Genomic DNA, 22984 nt, shown 5'->3' with positions numbered 1-22984 from the left:
GGCGAACCCGGCGCATTCCCTTACTTGCGCTGGTCGGCGCTGGCGTCACGCACGGCGCGGAACGACTCGTCCTTGCTCCAGTTCGGCCAGCTGCGCGAGTTGGCCAGCTGGTTGCCCAGCGTGTACAGCACTTCCAGGTCGCGGGCGGCACCGGCGAACACCCAGTCCGGCTGCCACTCGTCGCCCTGCTGGTGGTAGCGCTTGGCGGTGTAGTCCTCGGAGGCCTTCTTGCCTGCGGCCACGCCACCATCCACCCAGTCCTGGCCGGCCGACCAGGACAGCGCCGGCACGCCGCGCTTGGCGAACGGGAAGTGGTCGGAGCGGAAGAACAGGCCCGCTTCCGGCTTCGGGTCCGGCGTGTAGCGGATATCCCAACCCTTGGCCACGTCCTTCAGCTGGTCCAGCAGCTCGAAGCGCGCGGCACCGTAGATGCCGAAGTCACGCGATGGGCCGAACGGCGCCATGCCATCCATGTTGATCACCGCCACGGTCTTTTCCAGCGGGTACAGCGGATGGGTGGCGTAGTACTCCGAACCCAGCAGGCCCTTCTCCTCGGCGGTGACCGCCAGGAACAGCAGCGAGCGCTGCGGGCGCTTTTCCTTGGCAAAGCCACGGGCCAGTTCGATCAGCGAGGCAGTACCGCTGGCATTGTCCAGTGCGCCGTTGAAGATGCGGTCACCGCGCGCGTCCGGCTCGCCCACGCCGATGTGGTCCCAGTGCGCGCTGTAGATGATCGTCTCGTCCGGGTGGCGGCTGCCTTCCAGGCGCGCGGCCACGTTGTGCGAGGTGATCACTTCGGTCTTCACCGCGTACTTCGCGTCCAGGCTGGCGCCGGTCAGCGGCACCGGGGTGAAGTCGCGCTGCTGCGCCTTCTTCTTCAGCGCCTCGAAGTCCTGCCCGGCGGAGCGGAACAGTTCCACCGCCAGGTCACGCTGGATCCAGCCTTCCAGCAGCGGATGGCTCTCGGCCGGGTTGTCGCGTACCACGTCGAACATGGTGTTGGTGTTGGAGCCGGCCACGGTGGCCCAGCCATACGACGCCGGCGCGGTCTCGTGCACGATCAGCACGCCCAGCGCACCCTGGCGGGCGCCTTCCTCGTACTTGTAGGTCCAACGGCCGTAATAGGTCATGCCCTTGCCGTCGAAATCACCCTGTCCGGTTTCGAAGTCCGGGTCGTTGATCAGCACGACAGCGATCTTGCCCTTCAGGTCCACGCCCTTGAAGTCGTCCCAGTTGCGCTCCGGGGCTTTCACGCCGTAGCCGAGGAACACCAGCGGGGCCTTGCTGATGTCGACGTTGCTGGCGCCGTTCATGGCGGCGCGCACGGCGATCTGCTTGCCCTGCTCCAGCGGCACGGTCTTGCCACCCTGGTGCAGTGCCAGCCGCGGTGCGCCGACGATGTCGCCCTTGCGCAGCGGCACGGCCTGGGTCCACAGGCGCTTGCCGTCCTTGAGATCGCCGCCCGGCTGCAGGCCGGCGTCGGCAAACTGCTTGCTGAGGTAGGCGATGGTCTTCTCTTCGCCGGCAGTGGCCGGCGAGCGGCCTTCGTAGGCGTCGGAGGCCAGTTCCTTGACGTCGGCGGAGATCCGCGCGCCATCGAATTTCGGGGTGGCCGCCATCAGTGCGCTCGACACCGACAGGGCCAGCACGCCCAGTACCACTCGTTTCATTGCTCTCTCCAGCAGGGAAATCCTTCTGGAGTGTAAGGGGTTCGGCAGGGCTGCGCCCTGCACCTGCAGAAGCCAGGGCAACAGCAACAGCCGAAGCAACAGCGGGAGCTGGCTTCCTGAAGGTAGGCGGGGTGGGTCCGGTTGCGGGGGACGCCGTAAACCCTTCCTTGGGGGCTTGGCCGCGGCATCCATGCCGCGGACACCCCCGCAACCGGACCCACCCCGCCTTCGACAGTTTCCCGCTGCTGTTGGTGATTGTCGACCTTGGTCGACACGAACGGAAACAGGAAGGGGTCAGACCCCTTTCCCGGCGGGAAAGGGCTCTGACCCCATCTGTGTGTTGCTTGAGCCTGTTACCAGTTCGGGTCTTCGGCCGGGGCGGCCGCAGCCTTGGGCTTCGGCTTGGCCGCCGGGCGCGCGGCGGCGGCCGGTGCTGCCGAGGCCGTTGCGCCAGCAGCGGCGGCAGCCGGCTTGCTGCCCAGCTTCTGGCGCAGTTCGATCTGGCCCGGACGGAAGCCGCCGCGCATCGCGTCGACACCGTCTTCGATGGTGCCGTACGAGGTCTGTGCAGCGACGCGGTCGATACGGATGGTGCAGCACGGGTGTTCACTGCGGCCCAGCGAGCGGCCGGTCTGCGGGTCCTTCAGTTCCTCGCCCAGGCGCACGGCCTGCCAGCGCTGGCCGGCCTGCAGGGTTTCGCCCCCCTGGCTCAGCACCACCTGGTCACCGTCCACCGACACCACCGACACCGGGAACAGCGTGGTGACGATGGTGGTGCCGATCTGGCCGGACAGCGATTCCATCATCGCCGCGGCCATGTTGCGGCCGTTGACCACGCGCGGCAGGGTGCTCGGGCCGGTCGAGGCCAGCTGGTGATCGAAGCTGTCGGACATCACCACCTGGCCGGTGGTGGCGTTGATCAGGCGCAGGGTGATGCGGCCGCCACCGGAGTACGAGGTCACCTGGCGGTCGGACATGCGCAGGTTGCGTACGCTGCGCGGGTACTCGAAGCGTTCGATGGTCGGGATCAGGATCAGGTCGGTCGCCAGCTGCTGGCCGACGCGTGCGGTGTCCTGCAGGCGTACGTTACCGCTGTTGATGTGGTCGATCTCGGCCTGCAGTTCGTCGCCGAACTCGCGGTCCAGCACGATGAAGCGCTGGGTCTGGGTCAGCGTGTCGGACAGGCGCGCGCGGATCGCGTCGGCCACTTCATCGGCACTCACGCGGCCATCGCCCACGGCATAGCTGCCGGACTTGGTGCGCGGCAGCGCGACCACGATCTTCGGCTTGCCCTGCTCGTCCGGTGCGCGGTACTGGGCAATCTGTGCACGCACGCGCACCTTCCAGTAGCTGCGCATGCTGCGATGGGTCACGTCGGAGTCGAACGAGCTGGCGCCACGCTTGGCATCGACACTGACCTTCTCGTCGTAGCTTTCCCTGACGCTGGCCGAGCCGCCGGCGCCCTTGGCGGTGGCTTCGCCGGAAGCGCTGGCGGATGCCGAGCCCTTGAAGCTCCAGCCTTCATCGCTGGCGCGCACGCGCGCGATGGTTTCCTCGTCCAGCTGCCGCACTTCGTCCTGCGACAGGATTTCATAGCCCAGCACCGCGCCCTGCGAGCCGGCGATCATCTGCTGGGTGAACGCGTCGGCGCGGATATCGCCGACGTGTTCGTCATCCACATCCACATGCAGGCCTGCACGCAGGCTCTGCATCTGGCTGGCCACGCGTACGCCGTTGACCTGCGCCACCGCCGACTGCAACGCCGCCAGCACCGCCAGTTCCGGGGTGCTGCCGATGCCGTCGGCCTCGCGCGCGACCTGGGTGGTGCCGCCGAAATCCGGCGTGCCACGCAGGGGCGCTGCTTCCACTGGCGCATTGCTGGCCAGTGCACTGGTTGCCTTGTCCTTGGCGGGTGCGGGCGCTTCGGCCGGGGTGTCCTGCTTGCCGCAGGCTGCAAGCAGCACGGCAGCCAGGCCCAGGCCGATCAAACGGGGGGTCGTACGCATGGGGATTCGCCTCGGATCAGTTCATCTTGTCCAGCTGGCCCAGCATCGAGTCGGCGTTGGACGGCACCTTCACCTTGCTCTTCTTGGCGAAGGTCACGGCCGACTTGGTCGAACCGTACAGGCCCTGGATGAAGCCCGGCGATTCCTTGGCCACCCATGCACCGGCGGCCAGCTTGCGGCCAACGGTAGCCATCTGGGTCGCGCCCAGGTTCTTCATGCCGGCGGTGAAGTTGCTGGCTTCGCCACCCAGCTTCTGCGCTTCGGCAGCCGAGGACAGCAGCGAGACCAGGCCTTCGGCGTAGTGCTGCTTGGATTCAGCGTTCAGCTCCGGCTGCGCGGCCTGGCGCTCGTCGATCGCGGCCTGCGCGGCTTCGCTGACCGACACCGACTTCTTCATCGCATCGACGCTGACCGAACCCGACGACAGCGCCTGGCGCTCGGCTTCCAGCAGCTGCACCTGCTCGGCCAGGCCGAAGGCACGGGCGAACGAGGTCTGGGCCTGCAGCGAGTGCGACTGCGAGCTGACGAAACGACGCACCAGTGCTTCCTGCGCAGCTTCGTTCGGCGCGGCGGCGCTGGAAGTGCTGCTGGAGGAGCCGGTGGAGGCGCCCGTCAGGTCCTTCAGCTTGCCCAGGCCAGCGTGGGCCGGCATCGACAGGGTGGCGGCCGCGATGGCCAGGACAAGAGCGGTATTGCGGATCATGTGAGAGTCCTTTGGGAGAGACGGCCGCGGTGCGGCACGTGGGGAATCGGTAACCCCGGGCGATGCCGAGCTCGGCACCCACCGGGGTGGCGGATCAGCGGACCGCCTTGACGTTCAGCTCGTTGATCATCTGCTGGGCGGCCTTTTCGGCAGCCAGCTGCAGCGCATTGGTACGGGCCACGGTTTCATTCGGGCCAGTGCCGGAGAACTGCACCGGGCCGACCGACGACACGGTGCGCGGGAAACGACCGGTCACGTCCAGCACCTTGCCGGTGACGGTGACGAACACGCGGGTGTTGCCGCTGGCCGGATCGCGGTCACGCATGCCGACGTCGAGGGTGCCGACGGCGATGTACGGGATGTTGGCTGCACGGATGCCGTTGGCGGTGTCGCGCAGGGTGGCCGGGGCCAGGTCGTTGCCGGTGCTGAAATCCTTGCGGATGCGCTCGATGCTGAGCAGGCCGCGCGACTCACCTTCCACGTATTCGGCTTCAACCACTTCGTAGCCGGCGGCACTGAAGGCGCCGGTCATCGCGGTGTTGACCTCGGCGGCGTTGGCCACCTTCCAGGTGATGTTGTCGGCACGCGCGGTGGTGCTGCCGCCGCTGGTGACCGACACCGAACCGTTCTGGTTGATGCTGCCGCTGGTGCTGACCGAGTTGCCGCGGAAGCTGTCGCCTTCACGGGTGTTCTCGCTGTAGCTGCTGCTGGCGTCGACGCGGCGGTATTCCTTGTCCTGGAACGACTGCACGGTGTCCTGCGAGCGCGCCATGAACAGGAAGGTCAGCAGCGAGCGCTGCGCGGCGGTGGCGCCGGCCACGGCCGAACCGGCGTCCAGCTTGGTCTGCAGCAGGGTGGTGTTGATCTCGGCGCGGACGGTGACGCTGTAGGTCTTGGCCTTCTTGTCTTCGGTGTCCGACAACTGCACCGCGCTGAGCACGTAGCGATCGATCTCGCCGATGAACTCGGCGCGGCGTGCTTCGAACAGGCGCAGCTTGGCTGCACCGGTTTCGGCGATGTACGCCTCCAGGGCATTGACCTTGGCCTTGTTCAGGGCCTGGGCGCGGGTGTCGGCACTCAGGCGCAGGCCGTAGCTGGCCGAGCCGGTACCGCGCGAACTCGCGGTCTGCGCAGCGACCGGCGAGGCCACCACCAGCGCGATGAGGATGAGCAGGATGGTACGCATCAACGACATGACTTGATCAACTCCTGGAGGGCTTGGGTCTGCTGCTGCAACGGGCGGCCGCCCGGCTTCTGTTCGTCCAGCCAGGCGCGCGAGTCGGCACGCTTGGCGGCGGCGCCGGCGAAGGCGTCGAAGCCGGCCAGCAGGGTTTCGTAGCTGGCCGACCACTGGTCGACCTGCCACTGCGTGACCGGCACCACCTTGGTGGCACCCTTGCGCAGCGGCTGTTCGAAATAGACCTTGCCCGAGAACGGCTCGGTCACCTTGGCGGTGAAGAAGGCGCCGAACAGCATCGTCTTCATTGCCGGGGTTTCCTCGATCACGCCGTTCTTCAGTGCATCGACCTGCAGGTTGATGACGTAGTCGGGTTCGGGAATCTTCAGCTGGTAGACCTTGCCGTCGGCAAAGCGGGCGGCCATCGCGCCACCGATCGCCTGGCCCGAGGCCGGCGGCAGCAGGCCGACGCCGGTGTTGGACGACAGCGTCTTGGACAGCTCATGGGCCAGGGTGGCGCGCAGCGGCGCGTCCCACTTCGGGTCGGGCAGCTTGGCGCGCACCGCGTCGGACAGGGTCACCCCACCCACCTGCAGGCGACGCACGGCGGCGTCGGGCAGCCGGGCCTGCGCCAGGCTGGCCGCCAGTACCTGCGACAGGCTGGTATCGGCGCCGCCGTACAGCAGATCGGCGACGATCGCGTCGATATCGTCGTTGTCCGGACGGTAGTCCTGCACGTCGATGCGCTGCAGGGTGAGCGGATAGGAGGCGATCACCTGGCGCTCGCGGAAGTCGAAGAACAGCGCCTGCAGCGCCACTTCCACCAGCACCTTGTACTGGTCGCCGATCGGCTCGACCGAGACCAGTTCACGGTCCAGCGCTGCGGCCAGCACGGTGGCGCTGGTGGTGCCATCGAGCATCGCCACCGGCTGGTCGATCAGCTCCAGGTGCGCCGGTGCGCGGCGCTTGAGCGACTGCGCCAGCGTCTGGTTCAGCGGGACCAGGCCACGCCGTTCCAGCACCGCATGCGCATGCGGCGTGGTCGCCTGCACGGCGGCGGCGTCAGCGGTATAGGCAAAACCGGCCCAATAGGCCTGCTGCGATTTGTCCGCGGCCTGCACGGCCATCGGCCACACGGCCAGGCACAGGGCACAGGCAAGCAGGCGCGCAAAAGCGCGCGATGCGCTCTTCGTCCTTGAATACATCCAACCGCTCCTCGGTCAATACGCACGGATCGCGGACGCTCATGCGTCCGCTGGGCGCGAAACATAGCCGCTCACGGGCCCGCCGACAAGTGCTGCCTTTGTCGGTTCACTCCGTGGGGGGCAGGCCCGCCCGTTGCCGCAGCAGTCCGCGCTCGGCCTGGTTCTGGCTGAGCCGGAAGGCTTCGGCAAATGCATCGCGCGCGTCCTGCTCCCGTCCCAGTGCCTGCAGCAGCTCGCCGCGCACCACCTGCAGCGGCGCGTAGTCGCGCAGGCGCGGATCGACCAGCAGTGGCTGCAGTTGCGCCCACGCGGCGAAGGCACCGTCGCTGCGCAGGATCGCCACCACCCGGTTCAATGCCACCACCGGCGAAGGCTGCACCTGCAGCAGCTGTGTATAGAGCGCAGCAATACGCGGCCAATCGGTGGCGTCAGCGCGACGCGCAGCCGCATGGCAGGCCGCGATGCGCGCCTGCAGCACATAGGGGTCCTGGTCGCCACCGAGGGCCAACGCGCGCGCCAGCACCTGCTGCCCGCGGTCGATCTGCAGCCAATCCCAACGCGCACGATTCTGCTGGTCCAGCAGCACCGGTGCACCCTGCGCATCCACGCGCGCTGCTGCGCGCGAGGCCTGCAGTTCCATCAACGCCAGCAGGCCCAGCACCGGCGCCACCGGCAACCGATGCGCCAGGATGCGGGCCAGCCGCAGCGCTTCCTCGCACAGCGCCGGGCGCATCCAGTCATCACCGGCACTGGCCGCATAGCCTTCGTTGAACACCAGATAGATCGCCTCCAGCACCGAGGCCAGGCGCTCCGGCATCGCCTCCGCGCGCGGCACTTCATAGGGCACCTGCTTCTGCGCCAGGGTGCGCTTGGCGCGCACGATGCGCTGGGCGATGGTCGGCTCCGGCTGCAGGAACGCACGCGCGATCTCGATGGTGGTCAGGCCACCGAGCAGGCGCAGGGTGAGTGCCACGCGCGCATCGGCCGGCAGCACGGGATGGCAGGCCACGAACATCAGCCGCAACAGGTCATCGCCCAGGTCATCCTCCAGCGCCTGGGTGTCATCGGGTGCCGGCAGCGCCGCCGGATGCAGTTCCTCGCCCCATTGCGCGTGCTGCTGCGCCACCCGCTGGTGCTGGCGCAGCACATCGATGGCACGGTTGCGCGCGGTGGTCATCAGCCAGGCTCCGGGGTTTTCCGGGATGCCCTGCTCCGGCCAACGCTCCAGCGCGGCCAGCCAGGTGTCCTGGGCCAGTTCCTCGGCACGGCCGACATCGCCACCGAGCAGCCGCGCCAGGCGCGCGATCAGCACTGGCGACTCCATCCGCCAGAGGGTTTCCAGACGCTGCGTCAGTGCGGGCTCGAGCATGCGCCGATCACAGCACGCACGCCCGGCCCGCACAAGCGCCGCAGCTCACGCTTCAACAATCGGCTTGAAGCCGCCCCAGAACATGCGCCGGGTATCGAACGGCATGTCCTTCGGGCCCAGCGACGCCAGCCGCGGGTCGGCCATCACCTTTGCGTTGATGCGGTCGCGTGCCGCGCGCGAGCGGAACACCACGAAGGCGACGATCACCGTTTCACCCGGCTTCGCCTTGACGGCGCGCGGGAACGAGGTGCTCTTGCCCGGTTCCACATCGTCGGCTACGCATTCCATGTACTGCAGCGCGCCATGGTCCTTCCACACCGCGCCCGCCTTGCGGGCAAGGCGGCGGTAGGCCGCCACCTTGTCCTGCGGGCACGGCAGCACGTAAGCATCCACGTAAGCCATGCGGGTTCTCCCTGCGGCGGCCGTCAGCCCGGCTCGCCGTCCATGTGTGCGATTTCCCAGAGATGGCCATCCAGATCCTGGAAGCCACGCTGGTACATGAAACCGTAGTCGCGCGCGGGCTGCGGTTCGCTGGCGCCGGCCGCCAGTGCCTTGTCCACCATCACGTCCACGGCCTTGCGGCTGTCGGCCGACAGGCAGGTGATCACCTCGGTCTGCTGATGCGCGTCAGCAATCGACTTGGTGGTGAACTGCTTGAAGAACGGCTGGGTCAGCAGCATCACGAAGATGCTCTCGCTGATCACCATGCAGGCCGCATCGTCATTGGTGAAGGTCGGGTTGAAGCTGTAGCCCAACGCGGCGAAGAAGGCCTTGGACGCGTTCAGATCCTGCACGGGCAGGTTGACGAAGATCATCTGCGGTTGCGGTGCACTCATCGGTAAAGCTCCTGGGTGGATGAAAGAGACGGGATCAGGGCTGCTTCATGCAGTTGACCATCCACGGCTTGCCGTAGCGGTCAATCAGCATGCCCCAGCGGTGTGCCCAGAACGTTTCGGCGATCGACATCTGCACCTGGCCACCCTCGGCCAGCGCGGCGAACACACGTTCGGCTTCTTCAATGCTGTCGACGTCGACATTGATGGTGGTCGAGCCACCCTCGCCGCCGCCGGGGCCATCGGCCGCCATCACGATGGCGTTGCCGATCTCCAGCTGGCTGTGCGCAACGTGGTCCAGGGTCTGCGCCGGCATCTCGTTGCAGCCGGGCATGCCATCGGACGGCGGCATGTCGCGGTACTTCATTTCCGAGGTGACCTGGCCACCGAGTGCCTTGGCGTAGAACGCCATCGCGTCGTGGGCCTGGCCGCTGAAGCCGAGGAAGGGAATCAGTCTCATGGCAATACTCCGTGGTGTGGTTCAGGGCAGTAGCGCCGGGTCGTGCCCGGCAGGGAGATGAATCGGGTCAACCTTCCAGCTGTGCACGCAGACGCTGTTCCTGCTGCTGTAATTCAGGGGTGAAGGCTTCGCCGAAGTCTTCAGCGGAGATCAAGGGACGCAGTTCGAGGGTGCCGCCACTGCCGAACGGCGCACGGCTGGCCCACTCGACGGCCTCGTCCAGCGACCGCACCACCCACAGCCAGAAGCCGGCGATCTGTTCACTGGCAGGACCGAACGGACCGGCCTCGACCATGGGTGCCGCGCCGCCGAAGTGAATACGGCGGCCGCGCTGGGTGGCGTGCAGCCCTTCACCGGCCAGCATGATGCCGGCGGCCACGAGTTGTTCGTTGAAGGTGCCCATTTCGGACAGTTCCTGTTCGCTGGGCATGCGGCCGGCTTCGGAGTCGGCGTTGGCCTTCACGATCACCATCACTTTCATTGTGGTCTCCCGTGGGGACGCGTGGTGCGTGCCCTTCACTGGGTACAACGAACCAGGGTCATCGGAATCGACACGTTTCCGGAAGTTTTTTTTCTGCGTGGAAAGCACGCCTTCGGCGGGAGTCGGCGAACGGCGGAGCCCCTCCGTGGTGGGGTGGGTTGGTCGCTGAAAGCTGGGTTTCTGAGGATGGGCCGGGCGGGTGGGATTGGCGGGGACGCCGTGAACCCGTCCATGGGGGCTTAGCCGCGGCATCCATGCCGCGGATACCCCGCCAACCCCACCCGCCCGGCCCCAGACAGATCTCTGCGGCTGACCCACCACGGGAAGATCAAGAGAAAAGGCAGAAGCAAAGGCAACAACAACGGCGGTTGGCTGGCAGCCTCGGCTTTGCGAGCGAAGCGACCCGCTTTTGCTCTTGCTTGTGATTTTCTGTGGTGGACGCCGCAGGAACCTGTCCAGGGCCGGGTGGGTAGGCGGGGCGGGGGTGTCCGCGGCATGGATGCCGCGGCCAAGCCCCCATGGATGGGTTTACGGCGTCCCCCGACCCGCCTACCCACCCGGCCAAGCCCAAGAATCACGCTGTAGCTCCACCACGGAGGGGCTCCGCCGTTCGCCGATCCCCGCCGAAGGCGCGCCTCCCGCGCTGCAACATGCCCACGCGCCATCCTGCGCCATCATGGGCACCCCGCCCCCGCCAGGACCGTGCCATGCAGCAGTACCTGCTTCTGATCTATATCGAGCCTGCCCTGCTGCAGGCGCTGCCCACCGAAGAATTCAACGCGCTGATGCGCGACTGCCTCGCCCACGCCGACAAGCTGCAGGCCGAAGGCACGCTGCTGGCCGCGCAGAAGCTGCAGCCGGTCGACACCGCGCAGACCCTGCGTGTGCGCGATGGCCACAGCCGTGTGCTCGATGGCCCGTTCGCCGAAACCCGCGAACTGCTGGCCGGCTTCAACCTGATCGTCGCCCGCGACCGCGACGAAGCCATGCGCATCGCCCGCGACTTCCCCTGGGCGCGCTTCGGCAGCATCGAGGTGCGGCCGCTGGAAGACATGGACGCCGAACGCGAACGCTGCGGCGCCCCGGCTGCCGCTATGGCAGCAGCCGTACTCTGATCTCGCGCGGGCCGACGCCTTCGTTGCCGCTGTAGTCGCGCACGCTGGCGCGCACGATGTACTCGCCCGGCGGCAGCGCCGCCGGCTGCCAGCGCCCGGTCTCCATCAGGCCGTCACGCACGGTGTTGGTGGCCAGGTAGCGGAAACGGGTGACCGCGCTGCCATGCACGGTGATGCCGCTGTCCGGTGCGTAGGCCACGCGCACCGCTTCCTTCTGCGGCGGCATGCGGTTGAACACGATGTTCCAGCGCGGCTGCTCGTAGCCCTGCAGCGGCTGTCCAGCGGCATCGAGGATCTGGTAGCCCACCTGGTACATGCCCAGGCGGCGACGCGGCAGGTTGTTGTCGACCTGGTCCCAGGCCTCGATCACGATCTGCACGCCGCGGCCCTGGCGCGCCACCATCACTACGCCGTCGCTGCCCGCCGCCATCGGCTGGTCGTTGTCGTCCAGCAGGGCCACATCGGTGATGCGCGGCGCGAAGTGGTCGGCGTAGTTGTGGAAGCCCAGCGCCACCGCGTTGGTCTCGAAACCGCCGGTACCCACCGCCAGATGCACGTGCGCCTGGTTGTTGATGCTGCCCAGGCGGTCACCGACGTGGATGCGCATGCCACGGCGCACGCGCATCCGTTCCAGCTTGCCCTGCTCGTCATACAACGCCTGCCAGCGCGCATCGAACGGCTGGTCGCGCGGGCTGCGGCCGACCCGCATGTGGATGTACTTGAGACGATCCACGGCCAGGCCCTCGGCCTGCTCGCCCAGGTTCCAGGCCGCCACCGGGCTGCTGATCTTGCCGTCGGCGATCGCCAGCACGGTCTGGCCCACATCACCGCGCACGTCGAAGCCGCCGTGCAGGTGGTGGCGGCTCTCGCCGCTGAAGTTGCCACGCACTTCGCCCAGCGTGCCGACCACTTCGTGCCAGCCCTCCTGCGGTGCCAGCGGCCAACGGCCCCCGGTCTTCGGCAACGCGGCATCGGCGGCCGGGCCGACCAGCGCCGGCGCCGGCAGGTCACCCACCGGCAACGGGCGCAGGCGGTGCAGGCGGTAGCTGGCGGCGTCGGCCACCAGCACGCTGCCATCGGCATCCATCGCCAGGCCACTGGGGCGGGCCAGGCGCGGCAGGCGGCCGTTGCCGACCAGCGCGATCTGGTGGCCCTGTGGCGTCACCTGCACGATGCGGCCATCCAGGTCACCCACGTACAGCACGCCGTCGTGGGTGGTGGCCAGTGACAGCGGCCCATTGACCACGCCACCGGCGGCGACCACGGTGCTGACCGTGCCATCGGCCCCCACCCGGCGAACCGCGTTGTTGAACAGGTCGGCCACCAGCAGCGCACCGTGTGCATCGAAGGCCAGCGCCACCGGCGTATCAAAACGCGCGGCGGCACCCACGCCGTCGGCAAAGCCTGCCCGATCGCCACCGGCCAGGGTGCGCACGCTGCCATCGGTACCGATCACCCGGATGCGATCGTTGAACGTATCGGCCACGTAGACCTGGCCCTGCGCATCCACTGCGATGCCCATCGGCGCATCGAAGCGGGCCTGCGCGGCGGGGCCATCGTCATGGCCCTGTTCGCCACCGGCCAGCGTGGTCACCTGGCCATCGGTGCCGATGCGGCGGATCGCGTGGTTGCCGGTGTCGGCCACATACAGGTTGCCCTGCGCGTCGGCGGCAATGCCCGAGGGCGTATTGAAACTGGCCTGCAGTGCCGGGCCGTCGACGCGTCCCTCGCCCTGCCCGGCCACGGTTTCGATGCGGCCATCGGGCAGTCGGCGACGGATGCGGTTGTTGTCGCCGGCATCGGTGAAGTAGATGCTGCCATCGGCACCGCGCAGCAGCGCGTAGGGATCGGCGAAACGCGCCTGCGCGGATCCACCGTCCCGGTCACCGGGATGGCCGTCACCGGCCAACGGCTCGATCTGTGCGGTCCAGGCCAATGGCGTGGGCGCCGGGCCCGCAGGCTCGGCCAGCGTGTGCAGCGGCGTCTCCCACCAGGTCGCTGCCAATGCCACCGCCGTTGCAGACGCCACCCCTGCCACCATCCATTGCCACCGTGCCATCGTGCTGCGCTGCTCCTGCCTGAAGAGGCACCGACAATAGACGGTGAAGGTGCGATCCGCCACGGCCAATCGTACGGGGGAACAGCAGAGTTCCATGCGCCCTGCTTGTTCTCACTGGCTGCAGCAGGTTCAATGCGGTTCCCACGGATGGAGATCCTCCATGCCCCGCATCATCCCCCTGGCCGCCCTGCTGCTGGCCGCATTGGCCAGCGCGTCCGCCTCCGCCTCGATCACGGTGGCCCCGCAGAAGCCCTCCGCCACCGCCGATGCAGTACACGCGGCGTACGCCACGCGCTGGGATGAAGCGATCCAGCAGGCACGCAGCGGCAATACGCTGGGCGCACTGATCAGCATGGAGCGGCTGATGGAGGATCCGCTGCTGGACGACTTCGATGCCGAGCATCGTGGCCGCGCCGCGCAGGTGGCCGGCTGGACCGCGCTGATGCAGAAGAAGCCGGACCAGGCCCGCCGCTACCTGCAGCGGGCGCAGGAGGCCCTGCCGGAGGATGCCCAGGTCCTGCTCACCCAGGTGTCGGTGGAACTGTCGGACAACCAGCCGGCCGCAGCCACCACCTTCCTGGTGAAGGCACTGCAGCATGCCGACGCACCGCTGCCGGTCGATCACCACGCCATCAACTACCTGCAGTACCGCCTGCGTGACCAGCCACAGAAGCGCATGGACCTGCTGCAGGCGCTGTTCGACAACGGCTGGAAGAGTGGCGGCCTGGAACCCACCGGGCTGTGGCTGGCGCTGGCCACGCTGCAGGCCGACAACGGGCGTGGTGACGGCATCCCAGCCACGCTGGCGCGCATCGACAGCCCGGCCGAGATCATCCGCCTGCGCAGCGACAAGCGCTTCGACCGCTATGTCGATCGCGGCGATGCGCGCTTCGATCCGGTGCAGGCGGCACAGCGCCACCTCGATCAACTGCGCGTCTCCGGCCTGCTCGACCGCGCACTGGATGCGCGCATGGCCGAGTTCAGCACCACCCTGCTGATGCTGGACCGCAACGAGGAAGTGCTGTCGTTGACCGAGGGCATGGCCGGTGCGGCGAGCAACGGCGAATCACCTTCCGCCGCCGAAGCGGAATGGGTGGCCTGGCTGCTCAACAGCCGGCTCACCGCGCTGCGCCGGCTGGGCCGCACCGATGAGGCACTAGCCACTGCAAAGCAGGCCGCACGCATCGGCGTGCTCGGCCCGGATGGTGTCGAGCACCAGATGAATGTCGGTTTCGTGTTCAGTTCGCTGGGCCGCATGCAGGACGCTGCGCAGGCCGTGAATGACATGCCGGGCCTCGCCGGCTACGGCAAGGCCGCGCAGGCGCTGCTGCAGTTCGCCGCCGCCCGCGAGCGTGGCGATGCCAAGGCACGCGATGCGGCGCGCGCGGTGATCCTGGCCCAGCGCGATGATGCCCGCCTGTTCCATCGCGAAATGCTGCTGGAGGAAGGCAACCTGGACGGGGCCGCCGCCGTGCTGATCGAACAGCTGCGCTCGCCGGTTGAACGCGGTGAAACCCTGGCCAGCCTGCAGGACATGCGTACCTATCCGTCACTGCCGGGCGACGTACGCATCGATGCCGCCTGGCGCGCACTCAAGCAGCGCGCGGATGTACAGGCCGAGGTGGCACGTGTCGGCCGCATCGAACGCTACGACCTGGTCAGCACTTCCACCTCGCGCTGAGTGCCTGCTAGCGCGCCGGCACCTCGGTACGGATGCCCATCGCTTCACGGTAGCGCGCGTACAGCGCCATCACCTTGTCCACGTAGGCCAGGGTTTCGGCGTAGGGCGGCACGCCCTTGTAGCGGGTGACCGCACCGATGCCCGCGTTGTAGGCGGCCGCCGCCAACGGGCGGTCGCCGTTGTAGCGGCGCAACAGCGCGCGCATGTAGCGCGCGCCGCCCTCGATCGACTGCTGCGGCGAGAACGGATCGCTTACCCCGTATTCCAGCGCGGTATCGGGCATCAGCTGCATCACCCCCTGCGCGCCCTTGCTGGATACCGCCAGCGCATCGAAATTGCTTTCGGCGTGGGCGATCGCACGCAGCCAGGCATCATCGACGCCGGTGGCCTTGGCCGCGGCCTTGAACTGCCTGGCGTGCTGCGCCAGCTGCGGTTTGCCGACCTTGCCCAGGCCTTCGTGCGCCGGCTCGCCCGGCGGCGTGGCCACGGTGAACTTCAGGAACACCCGCGAGCCGGGCAGGTTGCGCGTGGAGTAGACCAGCGCCCCGTCCTGTTCGCGCTCGTACAGCACGCCGCTGAACACGCCCATGTTGCCCCACAGGTTCGGGGTCTGGATGGCGTTGTCGTCGATCTCCCTGGCGGTACAGCGCGAGCCCGGTTCCGGAGCGGTGGCCAGGCTGACAGTGTTGCCCTGCACGCAGCGATAGACGGTGCGCGCGGCGGCCAGCCCGGGCCACAGGCTGGGCAGCAGCAACAGCGCGAGCAGGAGGGGGCGACGGGACATGGCGGCCGGATGATCCGGCCGCGTCCGCTAATGTTGGGTGAATGGGGGTCGGCAGGGCTGCGCCCTGCACCTGCGGTAGTGCCGGCCGCTGGCCGGCAACCTCAACAGCAACAGCCGTTTTCCTGCGAGGAGGCGGGGTGGGTCCGGTTGTGGGGGACGCTGCAAGTACGTCCATGTAAGCTCGGTCGCCGCATCCATGCGGCTCACGCCCCCACAACCGGACCCACCCCGCCTTCGACAGTTCCCAGCGGCGGGCAGTAGATCCACGCCATGCGTGGATGAAACGTCCGGAGACAGTGGATCAATCAATGGAACGAAAACGCCGGGTTACTTCGCAGCCCTCCGCCGCACCCAATACCCCACGCCCAGCAGCACGAACCACGCGGGGCTGGCGATCAGCGCCTGGCGGGTATCGCCCTGCAGGCTCAGCAGCACCAGCACGCCGGCGAAGAACACCAGGCAGGCCCAGCACATCGCAACGCCGCCGGGCATCTTGAAGATCGATGCAGCATGGCGCTCCGGGTAGCGGCGGCGATAGGCCATGTAGGCCACCAGGATCAGCGACCAGACGAAGATGAACAGCACCGTCGCCAGCGTCGTCACCAGGGTGAAGGCGGTCACCAGGTTGGGAATCAGGTAGATCAGCAGCGTGCCGCCCAGCAGGCACAGGCATGAGAACAGCAGGCCGCGGGCCGGCACCGCGGCGCGTGACAGCTTCGACAGCCCGCGCGGGGCGTGGCCCTCTTCGGCCAGGCCGTACAGCATGCGGCTGGTGGAGAAGATGCCGCTGTTGGCGGAGGACGTGGCCGAGGTCAGCACCACGAAGTTGATCAGGCTGGCGGCGGCGGGAATGCCAGCCAGTACGAACAACTGCACGAACGGGCTCTTGTCCGGCACCACCTGGCGCCACGGTGTCACCGCCATGATCGCGATCAGCGCCAGCACGTAGAAGATGATGATGCGCACCGGGATCGAGTTGATCGCCTTGGGCAGGTTGCGCTCGGGGTCGGCGGTTTCGGCGGCGGTGGTGCCCACCAGCTCGATGCCGACGAAGGCGAACACCGCAATCTGGAAACCGGCGAAGAAGCCGACCAGTCCCATCGGGAACATGCCACCGTCATTCCACAGGTTCGACAGCGATGCGGTGTGACCACTGGGCGAGGTGAAGCCCCACGCCACCAGCCCGGCGCCGGTGATGATCAACGCGCAGATCGCCACGATCTTGATCAGCGCGAACCAGAATTCCATTTCACCGAACAGCTTCACCGTCACCAGGTTCAACGCCAGCAGCAGCATCACGCAGGCCAGCGCCGGTTTCCAAGCTTCAAGCCCGGGGAACCAGAACTGCGCATAGGCGGCGATCGCGATCACGTCGGCAATGGCGGTGACGATCCAGCAGAACCAGTAGGTCCATCCACAGAAGAACCCGGCCCACGGGCCGAGCAGGTCAGTGGAGAAATCGATGAAGGATTTGTACTGCAGGTTGGACAGCAGCAGCTCGCCCATCGCGCGCATCACGAAGAACAGCATCGCGCCGATGATCAGGTAGACGAAGACGATGGACGGGCCGGCCAGGCTGATGGTCTTGCCCGACCCCATGAACAGGCCGGTGCCGATGGCACCGCCGATGGCGATCAGTTGCAGGTGGCGGTTGGACAGGCTGCGGCGCAGGTGCTCGGGGGGCGTTGCGGGCTCGGTCATGGGCGCGGGCTAAGGGACGGGCGAAGCATCCGACGGTAGTCCTCCACGGCGCCAAGCGCCAGCGCCGGACGGACCTATTACGTCAAAGTCGGCCGCTTTCACCACAATGTGACCGAATACCGTATTGATCCCATTCCGCCCGGCCCGGCGCCATGCTCAGATAGCCGCACCTGCCCAAGGACCGGCCCGACCATGCGCCCTGCCCCGCCCGCCCCGCTGGAGCCCCGGCCATGAGCCGCCTGCGCGTCATCATCGGCGGCACCGCGCTGGCGCTGCTGGCCGCTGCGGTGCCGATCGCGGTCATGGCCTATGCCACCTGGGACCGCGCGATCAGCGTCGAACAGCAGCGCCTGCGCGACATCGCCGACCGTACCCTGCGCCGCTCCGACCTGTCCTACCAGGAAGCGCTGGCGGCACTGAAATCGGCCGAGGCCGGTGGCTACGTGCCCTGCAGTCCCGAGCACATCCGGCGCCTGCAGACCCTGGTCATGACCACCCCATCGATCGACCAGATGGGCTACTTCGAAGGCGGCAAGCTGCGCTGCACCTCCTGGGGACCGTTCCTGTCCGACGTGGATCAGCCCACGCCGGACCACGTCACCAGCGATGGCGCCGGCATCGCGGTGGATGTGCGCCCTGAAAACAGCGGGCGCCGCCAGGTGCTGGCGGTCCTGTATGGGTCCTACGACGCACTGGTGGACCCGCGCCGCTTCGTCGATGTCATTGCCGACCCGAACGTGCGGCTGGCGCTGGCCAGCCCCGATGGACGTCTGTTGGCCAAACAGCCAGGCCTGGATCCGGACCTGCTGCAGGCACTGCTGCGCGACCCCGGCGAAGGCCTGGATCACAGCACCCTGTTCGCCACCGCGCGCAACGAGGAATGGCTGGCCATCGCCACCACGCCGCGCACCGCGCTGGCCGCGGCGTTCCGCCAGCAGGCGTGGCTGTACGTGCCGGTGGGCCTGCTGCTGGCCGCCGCCGGTGCCGGCCTGGTGATCTGGCTGTCGCGGCGCCGCCTGTCGCTGCGCGGTGAACTGGCCACCGCCATCCGCCGCCGCGAGCTGTACCTGCATTACCAGCCGATCATCGAACTGGACACCGGCATCTGCGTCGGCGCCGAGGCACTGGTGCGCTGGCAACGCCCGGATGGCACCCAGGTGCGGCCCGACCTGTTCATTCCGCTGGCCGAAGAGGCCGGCATGATCGCCGACGTCACCGACCTGGTGATCGAGAACGTGGTGCGCGACATGCGCGAGCTGCTGGTGGCCGACCGCAGCGCGCACATCGCGATCAACCTCGCCGCCGAGGACATCAGCAGCGGCCGCGCCCTGAAGATGATTGCCCGGCACATGGCCGGCAGCGGCATCCTGCCGCAGCAGATCTGGATGGAGGCCACCGAACGCGGCTTCCTCGACCTGGACCGCGCACGCACCATGCTCGCCGCCGCCCGCCGCGCCGGCCACAGCGTGGCCATCGACGATTTCGGCGTCGGCTTCTCCAGCCTGCAGTACCTGGAGCAGCTGCCACTGGACGCGCTGAAGATCGACAAGTCGTTCATCGATGCGATCGGTACCGAAAGCGCGACCAGCCCGGTCACGCCGCACATCATCGACATGGCCAAGGAGCTGGGCCTGTGGGTGGTGGCCGAGGGCGTGGAAACCGAAGCGCAGCTGGCCTACCTGCACAGCCGGCACGTGGAATTCGGTCAGGGCTGGCTGTTCTCGCGGCCGCTGCCGCGTGATGAATTCGTCGCTTTCCATCACAAGCGGCAGCAGCAGTACGGCGCAGCACGCGAACACATGCAGAACCCGCGCAGCGTGCCGATCGAGCGTGAGGGGATCGAGTAGGACGGCCAACGGCAGAGCCCCTCGTGGTGGTTCGCGTACAGCTATCCCGGAGTTGGCCGGGGCGGTCGGGTTCGCGGGGGACGCCGTAAACCCATCCATGGGGGCTTGGCCGCGGCATCCATGCCGCGGACACCCCCGCGAACCCGACCGCCCCGGCCTCTGACAGGTTCCGGCTGCGTCCCACCACGGAATCAACAGAAGAAAGCAAAAGCAAACGCGGGTCGCTGCGCTCGGTAGTTCCACGCCATGCGTGGATGGCGCGGACCACGGTAGTGCCGGCCGCTGGCCGGCACCACGTGACACTGATCGGCCGCCTACGCCCACGCCTTCGGCCGTGCCAGCAGCCACGCCACGGTCACCGCCAGCAACAGCAACGGCAGCCATCCCAGCTGGCGTGGGCCGCTGGCCTGCAGCAGCACCCCGCCCGCTACACCGCCGGCGGCTATGGCCAGGTTCCAGCCGGTCACCAGCATCGACTGTGCCAGGTCTGCGGCGGCACCCGCACGGCGTGCCAGTGCGGTCTGGAACAACGTTGGCACCGCGCCGAACGCCACGCCCCACAGGATCGTCGCCAGCAGCAGCGCGGTCGCCGCACCCGGCCATACCAGCAACGTCAGTACCGGCACGATGAAGCCGATCACCGCCGCCCACACCAGCGCACGCAGGTGGCGATCCACACCCCAGCCAGCAATCCCGATGCCGGCAATCGCCGCCACGCCAAACGCCAGCAGCAGCCGGTCCAGCCACGCACCGGCACCCGCATCGACCGCCAGCGGTTCGATGTAGGTGTACAGCACGTTGTGCGCCAGCACGTACAGCACCATCACCAGCAGCGTGCTGCGCACGCCGGGCATCCGCCAGACCGTAGCCAGCGAGGTGCGCTGGCCGGCACCGGCCGCCGGCAGCGCCGGCAGTGTCCAGCGCGCGTATGCCAGCAGACCCACGCCCAGCACGCTCATCAATGCGAACGCCCAGCGCCAGCCGATCTGCTGGCCGAGCAGCGTACCTGCCGGCACTCCCAGTGACAGCGCCAACGGCGAACCCACCATCGCCACCGCGATGGCCCGCCCCTGCAACGACGGCACCACCATGCGCGCGGCGTAACCGGCTACCAGCGACCACAGCAGGCCACCGCTCACGCCGGCCAGGAAGCGCGCGGCGAGGATCAGCGCGTAACTGCTGCTCAGCGCGGTCAGCGTGTTGACCACCACGAAACCGGCAATGGCGGCCAACAACAGCGGACGCCGCGGCATGCGCTGGGTCAGCGCGGTCATCGGCAGCGCGGCCATCACCGAGCCCAGCGCATACACGCTCACCAGCTGGCCGACCGCCGCATCACTCACGCCCAGGCTGTCGCCCATCGGACGCAGTACACCGGCCGGCAGGGTCTCGGTCAGCAGGGTGATGAAGCCACCGCCGGCCAACGCCAGCAGGCCCGCCCATGGCAGACGCGTGGCCTCACCGGCCGGGCTGGCCGCATCGATGGCATGGCCGCTCATCGCACGGTCTCCAGATCGGCGTACACCGCATCACGCAACTCATCGACGAAGGCCCCATCCATGCCTTCGTACAGCGTGTTGGTCAGTGCCACCACGCTCAGCCCACGCGACGGGTCGACGAACCAGCTGTGCCCATAGGCGCCGCCCCAGCGCCAAGTCCCTTCGCGCTGCGGCGTTCCGCTGGCAGTGGCATCGCGCAGCAGCGCAAAGCCCAGCCCGAAGCCCCAGCCGGCCGGTTCCGGCGGCCCCTGCTCGCCCACCTGCGGGCTGGCCATCTCTGCCGCCAGCGCGGGCGGCAGCAGGCCGGAGCGCTGCACATCACGCAAGGCCTCCAGCACCACCATCACCTCATCGGCAGTCCCCACCAGGCCGGCGCCGGCGGAAGCAAAACGGCTGGCATCAAGGGCACGCGCAAGGCTGTACTCGATGCCGACCGTACCTTCGAACGGCGCGACCACCTCGCCTTCGCGCAGGCGATGCGGCTGCGGCGTGTCGCTCACATAGGGCGTGGCCAACCGCGCACCCTCGCGCGTGGCGAACGCGGTATCACGCAGGCCCAAGGGGGCGGCCAGCAAACGCTCGAGCAGCACCTGCAGCGTTTCACCGGTCGCCGCTTCGGCCACCGCACCGGCCACATCCACGCCCAACGAGTACAGCCATTGGCTGCCCGGCTCGAACAGCAGCGGTGCCTGCGCGATCCGGCGTACGTTCTCGGCCAGGGAAAGCGGGTTCGCATCCAGCCCATCGCTGACCCCAGCGCGCGCATAGGGGCCCTCCGCATCGGCTTCCAGGAAGCGGTAGCCCAGCCCGCTGCTGTGGCTGAGCAGCTGGCGCAGGCTGATCGGCGGCATGCGGCCATCGGCCAGCGCCGGGCGGAACTCCGGCAACCAACGCTGCACCGGTGCATCGAGGTCGAGCACGCCTTCGGCCACCAGGCGCAGGAACACCGTGGTCAGCAGCGGCTTGCTGACCGATGACAGCCGGAACAGCTGGTCGCGCCGCATCGGCATCGCCGACTCGCGATCAGCCAGCCCGGTCGCGCTGGCATGGCGCAGCACGCCGTGCTCGCGCACCAGCACCACCGCGCCGACCAGGCGCAGCGGGTGGACCTGCTGCAGCAGCCGCTGCACCGAAGGCAGCGTCGGCGCGGGTTCAAGGGAAAGAACGGCATTCATCGCGGTGATCCGTGGGGAGAGGCCCGCCACGTTAGGCAGCACGGCACGGCGCAAAAAGCCGGTTGCCGCTCCGGGCATCATGGACCGTGCAGTCCGCAATCGGCATCATGCCCGGAACTGCAAGGCCGCAACGGCCGGCGACCCGCCCCGCACCACAGTGTTGCGGTGGCGGCGCCGCCCGTCGCGATCACGCGCCCCTACCCTGCTGCTTTCATTGCCCGTACGCCCATGTCAGTCCTGGACAACCTCGCCAACCTGCAGACCTTCGTGCACGCCGCCGACACCCGCAGCTTCGTCGAGACCGGGCGCCTGCAGGGCATCTCCGCCTCGGCCGCCGGCAAGTGCGTTGCCCGGCTGGAGCATGCACTGGGCGTGCGCCTGTTCCATCGCAGCACGCGCAGCATCACCCTCACCGCCGAGGGCCAACTGTTCCTGGCGCGCTGCCGGCGCATCCTCGACGAGCGCGATGCCGCGCGCACCGAACTGGCACAGCCGCACGCCACGCCTCGCGGCACGCTGCGCATCGGCCTGCCGTTGGTGGGCGACCTCACCCTGCCGTTGATGGCCGAATTCATGGCGGCGTATCCGGACATCCGCCTCGACCTGGATTTCAGCGACCGGCTGGTCGACGTCATCGAGGAGGGTTTCGACGCCGTGCTGCGTGTCGGCGAGCCCAGCGATTCACGCATGAACGCACGTCGCCTGGGCGTCTTTCCACGCCGCATCGTTGCCTCGCCGGCGTACCTGCAGCGCCGCGGCACGCCACGCACGCCGGCCGACCTGTTGCAGCACACGTTGCTGCACTACCGCTTCCCCAGTACCGGCAAGCTGGAACTGTGGCCGATCCACTGGCCCGATGAGGAAACCCCGCAGGAGCTGCCGGTACACATGGTGGCCAACACCATCGAGGCGCGGGTGGCGCTGGCGTTGCGCCACGTCGGCCTGGCCTTCGTACCGGTGCACTCGGTGCGCGATGCGCTGGCCGACGGTCGCCTGGTCACCGTGTTGGACGAACACGTGCATTCCTGCGGCATCTTCCACCTGCTGTGGCCCTCGGGCCGCCACGTACTGCCGAAGCTGCGGGTGTTCATCGATTTCGTCAGCGCCCGCCTGGAAACCGTGCCCTAGTCGCGGTCCCCCCATGTCCGGCCCACAGTAGATCCACGCCATGCGTGCCTCGTGCAGTAGATCCACGCCATGCGTGGATGCCTTGTAGCGT

The 22984-nt window shown here is 68.2% G+C and carries 19 protein-coding genes; 4 read left to right on the top strand and 15 right to left on the bottom strand.

The window, feature by feature from the left end:
* Positions 1–20: 20 nt before the first annotated feature.
* The 10 genes from ACZK1G_RS02470 to ACZK1G_RS02425 form a co-directional block, all read right to left on the bottom strand.
* Positions 21–1670, bottom strand: coding sequence for a M28 family metallopeptidase (locus ACZK1G_RS02470; protein WP_101764854.1), 1650 nt, complete (start codon positions 1668–1670; stop codon positions 21–23).
* A gap of 353 nt (positions 1671–2023) precedes the next feature.
* Positions 2024–3676, bottom strand: a complete 1653-nt coding sequence (locus tag ACZK1G_RS02465; protein ID WP_101764853.1) for a CsgG/HfaB family protein — start codon at positions 3674–3676, stop codon at positions 2024–2026.
* A 16-nt stretch (positions 3677–3692) separates the two neighbouring features.
* A complete protein-coding gene (locus tag ACZK1G_RS02460) occupies positions 3693–4379 on the bottom strand; it encodes a hypothetical protein (RefSeq protein WP_014035819.1) in 687 nt (228 codons plus the stop codon).
* Between the two features lie 94 nt (positions 4380–4473).
* Entirely contained in the window at positions 4474–5574 is a 1101-nt protein-coding gene (locus ACZK1G_RS02455; RefSeq protein ID WP_101764852.1) for a hypothetical protein, read from the bottom strand.
* A complete protein-coding gene (locus tag ACZK1G_RS02450; protein WP_101764851.1) occupies positions 5565–6761 on the bottom strand; it encodes a hypothetical protein in 1197 nt (398 codons plus the stop codon). Before ACZK1G_RS02450 ends, ACZK1G_RS02455 begins: the two co-directional genes overlap by 10 nt.
* A gap of 106 nt (positions 6762–6867) precedes the next feature.
* Positions 6868–8130, bottom strand: coding sequence for an RNA polymerase sigma factor (locus ACZK1G_RS02445; protein WP_101764850.1), 1263 nt, complete (start codon positions 8128–8130; stop codon positions 6868–6870).
* Between the two features lie 45 nt (positions 8131–8175).
* On the bottom strand, positions 8176–8532 hold the full coding sequence (locus ACZK1G_RS02440) for a DUF1428 domain-containing protein (RefSeq protein ID WP_014645774.1): 357 nt from the start codon (positions 8530–8532) through the stop codon (positions 8176–8178).
* Between the two features lie 23 nt (positions 8533–8555).
* Positions 8556–8966 (bottom strand): VOC family protein, encoded by a 411-nt coding sequence (locus tag ACZK1G_RS02435; protein ID WP_101764849.1) that lies wholly within the window; start codon positions 8964–8966, stop codon positions 8556–8558.
* 34 nt (positions 8967–9000) lie between these two features.
* Positions 9001–9423: a VOC family protein gene (locus ACZK1G_RS02430; protein ID WP_101764848.1), complete on the bottom strand. Its 423-nt coding sequence runs from the start codon at positions 9421–9423 to the stop codon at positions 9001–9003.
* Positions 9424–9490: 67 nt separating this feature from the next.
* Positions 9491–9904, bottom strand: coding sequence for a YciI family protein (locus tag ACZK1G_RS02425; RefSeq protein ID WP_101764847.1), 414 nt, complete (start codon positions 9902–9904; stop codon positions 9491–9493).
* Positions 9905–10611: 707 nt separating this feature from the next.
* Between ACZK1G_RS02425 and ACZK1G_RS02420 the strand changes: the two genes are divergently transcribed.
* A complete protein-coding gene (locus ACZK1G_RS02420; RefSeq protein WP_005412102.1) occupies positions 10612–11019 on the top strand; it encodes a YciI family protein in 408 nt (135 codons plus the stop codon).
* On the opposite strand, the gene ACZK1G_RS02415 is transcribed toward ACZK1G_RS02420, so the two are convergent.
* Positions 10997–13078, bottom strand: coding sequence for an NHL repeat-containing protein (locus ACZK1G_RS02415; RefSeq protein ID WP_197659482.1), 2082 nt, complete (start codon positions 13076–13078; stop codon positions 10997–10999). The two genes, ACZK1G_RS02420 and ACZK1G_RS02415, sit on opposite strands and share 23 nt — an antisense overlap.
* A 160-nt stretch (positions 13079–13238) precedes the next feature.
* On the opposite strand from ACZK1G_RS02415, the gene ACZK1G_RS02410 reads away from it, so the two are divergent.
* Positions 13239–14759 carry a tetratricopeptide repeat protein gene (locus ACZK1G_RS02410; RefSeq protein ID WP_101764845.1) on the top strand — a complete coding sequence of 507 codons (1521 nt, stop codon included), beginning with the start codon at positions 13239–13241 and terminating at the stop codon, positions 14757–14759.
* Between the two features lie 7 nt (positions 14760–14766).
* Here ACZK1G_RS02410 and ACZK1G_RS02405 read toward each other — a convergent pair whose 3' ends face one another.
* Together ACZK1G_RS02405 and cycA are read right to left on the bottom strand one after the other, a co-directional pair.
* On the bottom strand, positions 14767–15543 hold the full coding sequence (locus ACZK1G_RS02405) for a lytic transglycosylase domain-containing protein (RefSeq protein ID WP_101764844.1): 777 nt from the start codon (positions 15541–15543) through the stop codon (positions 14767–14769).
* A gap of 327 nt (positions 15544–15870) precedes the next feature.
* Positions 15871–17244: a D-serine/D-alanine/glycine transporter gene (cycA, locus tag ACZK1G_RS02400; RefSeq protein WP_049444868.1), complete on the bottom strand. Its 1374-nt coding sequence runs from the start codon at positions 17242–17244 to the stop codon at positions 15871–15873.
* A gap of 230 nt (positions 17245–17474) precedes the next feature.
* Between cycA and ACZK1G_RS02395 the strand changes: the two genes are divergently transcribed.
* Positions 17475–19091 carry an EAL domain-containing protein gene (locus tag ACZK1G_RS02395; protein ID WP_101764842.1) on the top strand — a complete coding sequence of 539 codons (1617 nt, stop codon included), beginning with the start codon at positions 17475–17477 and terminating at the stop codon, positions 19089–19091.
* A 314-nt stretch (positions 19092–19405) separates the two neighbouring features.
* Here the strand turns inward: ACZK1G_RS02395 and ACZK1G_RS02390 are convergent, their stop codons facing one another.
* Positions 19406–20590 (bottom strand): MFS transporter, encoded by a 1185-nt coding sequence (locus tag ACZK1G_RS02390; protein WP_101764841.1) that lies wholly within the window; start codon positions 20588–20590, stop codon positions 19406–19408.
* The gene (locus ACZK1G_RS02385; protein ID WP_119007534.1) at positions 20587–21765 is read right to left on the bottom strand and encodes a serine hydrolase domain-containing protein; all 1179 of its coding nucleotides are present in this window, start codon (positions 21763–21765) and stop codon (positions 20587–20589) included. The genes ACZK1G_RS02390 and ACZK1G_RS02385 overlap by 4 nt, the downstream gene beginning before the upstream one ends.
* Before the next feature lie 228 nt (positions 21766–21993).
* On the opposite strand from ACZK1G_RS02385, the gene ACZK1G_RS02380 reads away from it, so the two are divergent.
* Positions 21994–22893, top strand: a complete 900-nt coding sequence (locus ACZK1G_RS02380) for a LysR family transcriptional regulator (protein ID WP_101764839.1) — start codon at positions 21994–21996, stop codon at positions 22891–22893.
* The last annotated feature ends 91 nt before the right edge of the window (positions 22894–22984 follow it).

This window comes from Stenotrophomonas sp. 109824_Sma (genome assembly GCF_056480025.1).
Note: the sequence above shows the minus strand (reverse complement) of the source record. Positions and strands in the feature narration are given on the sequence as shown.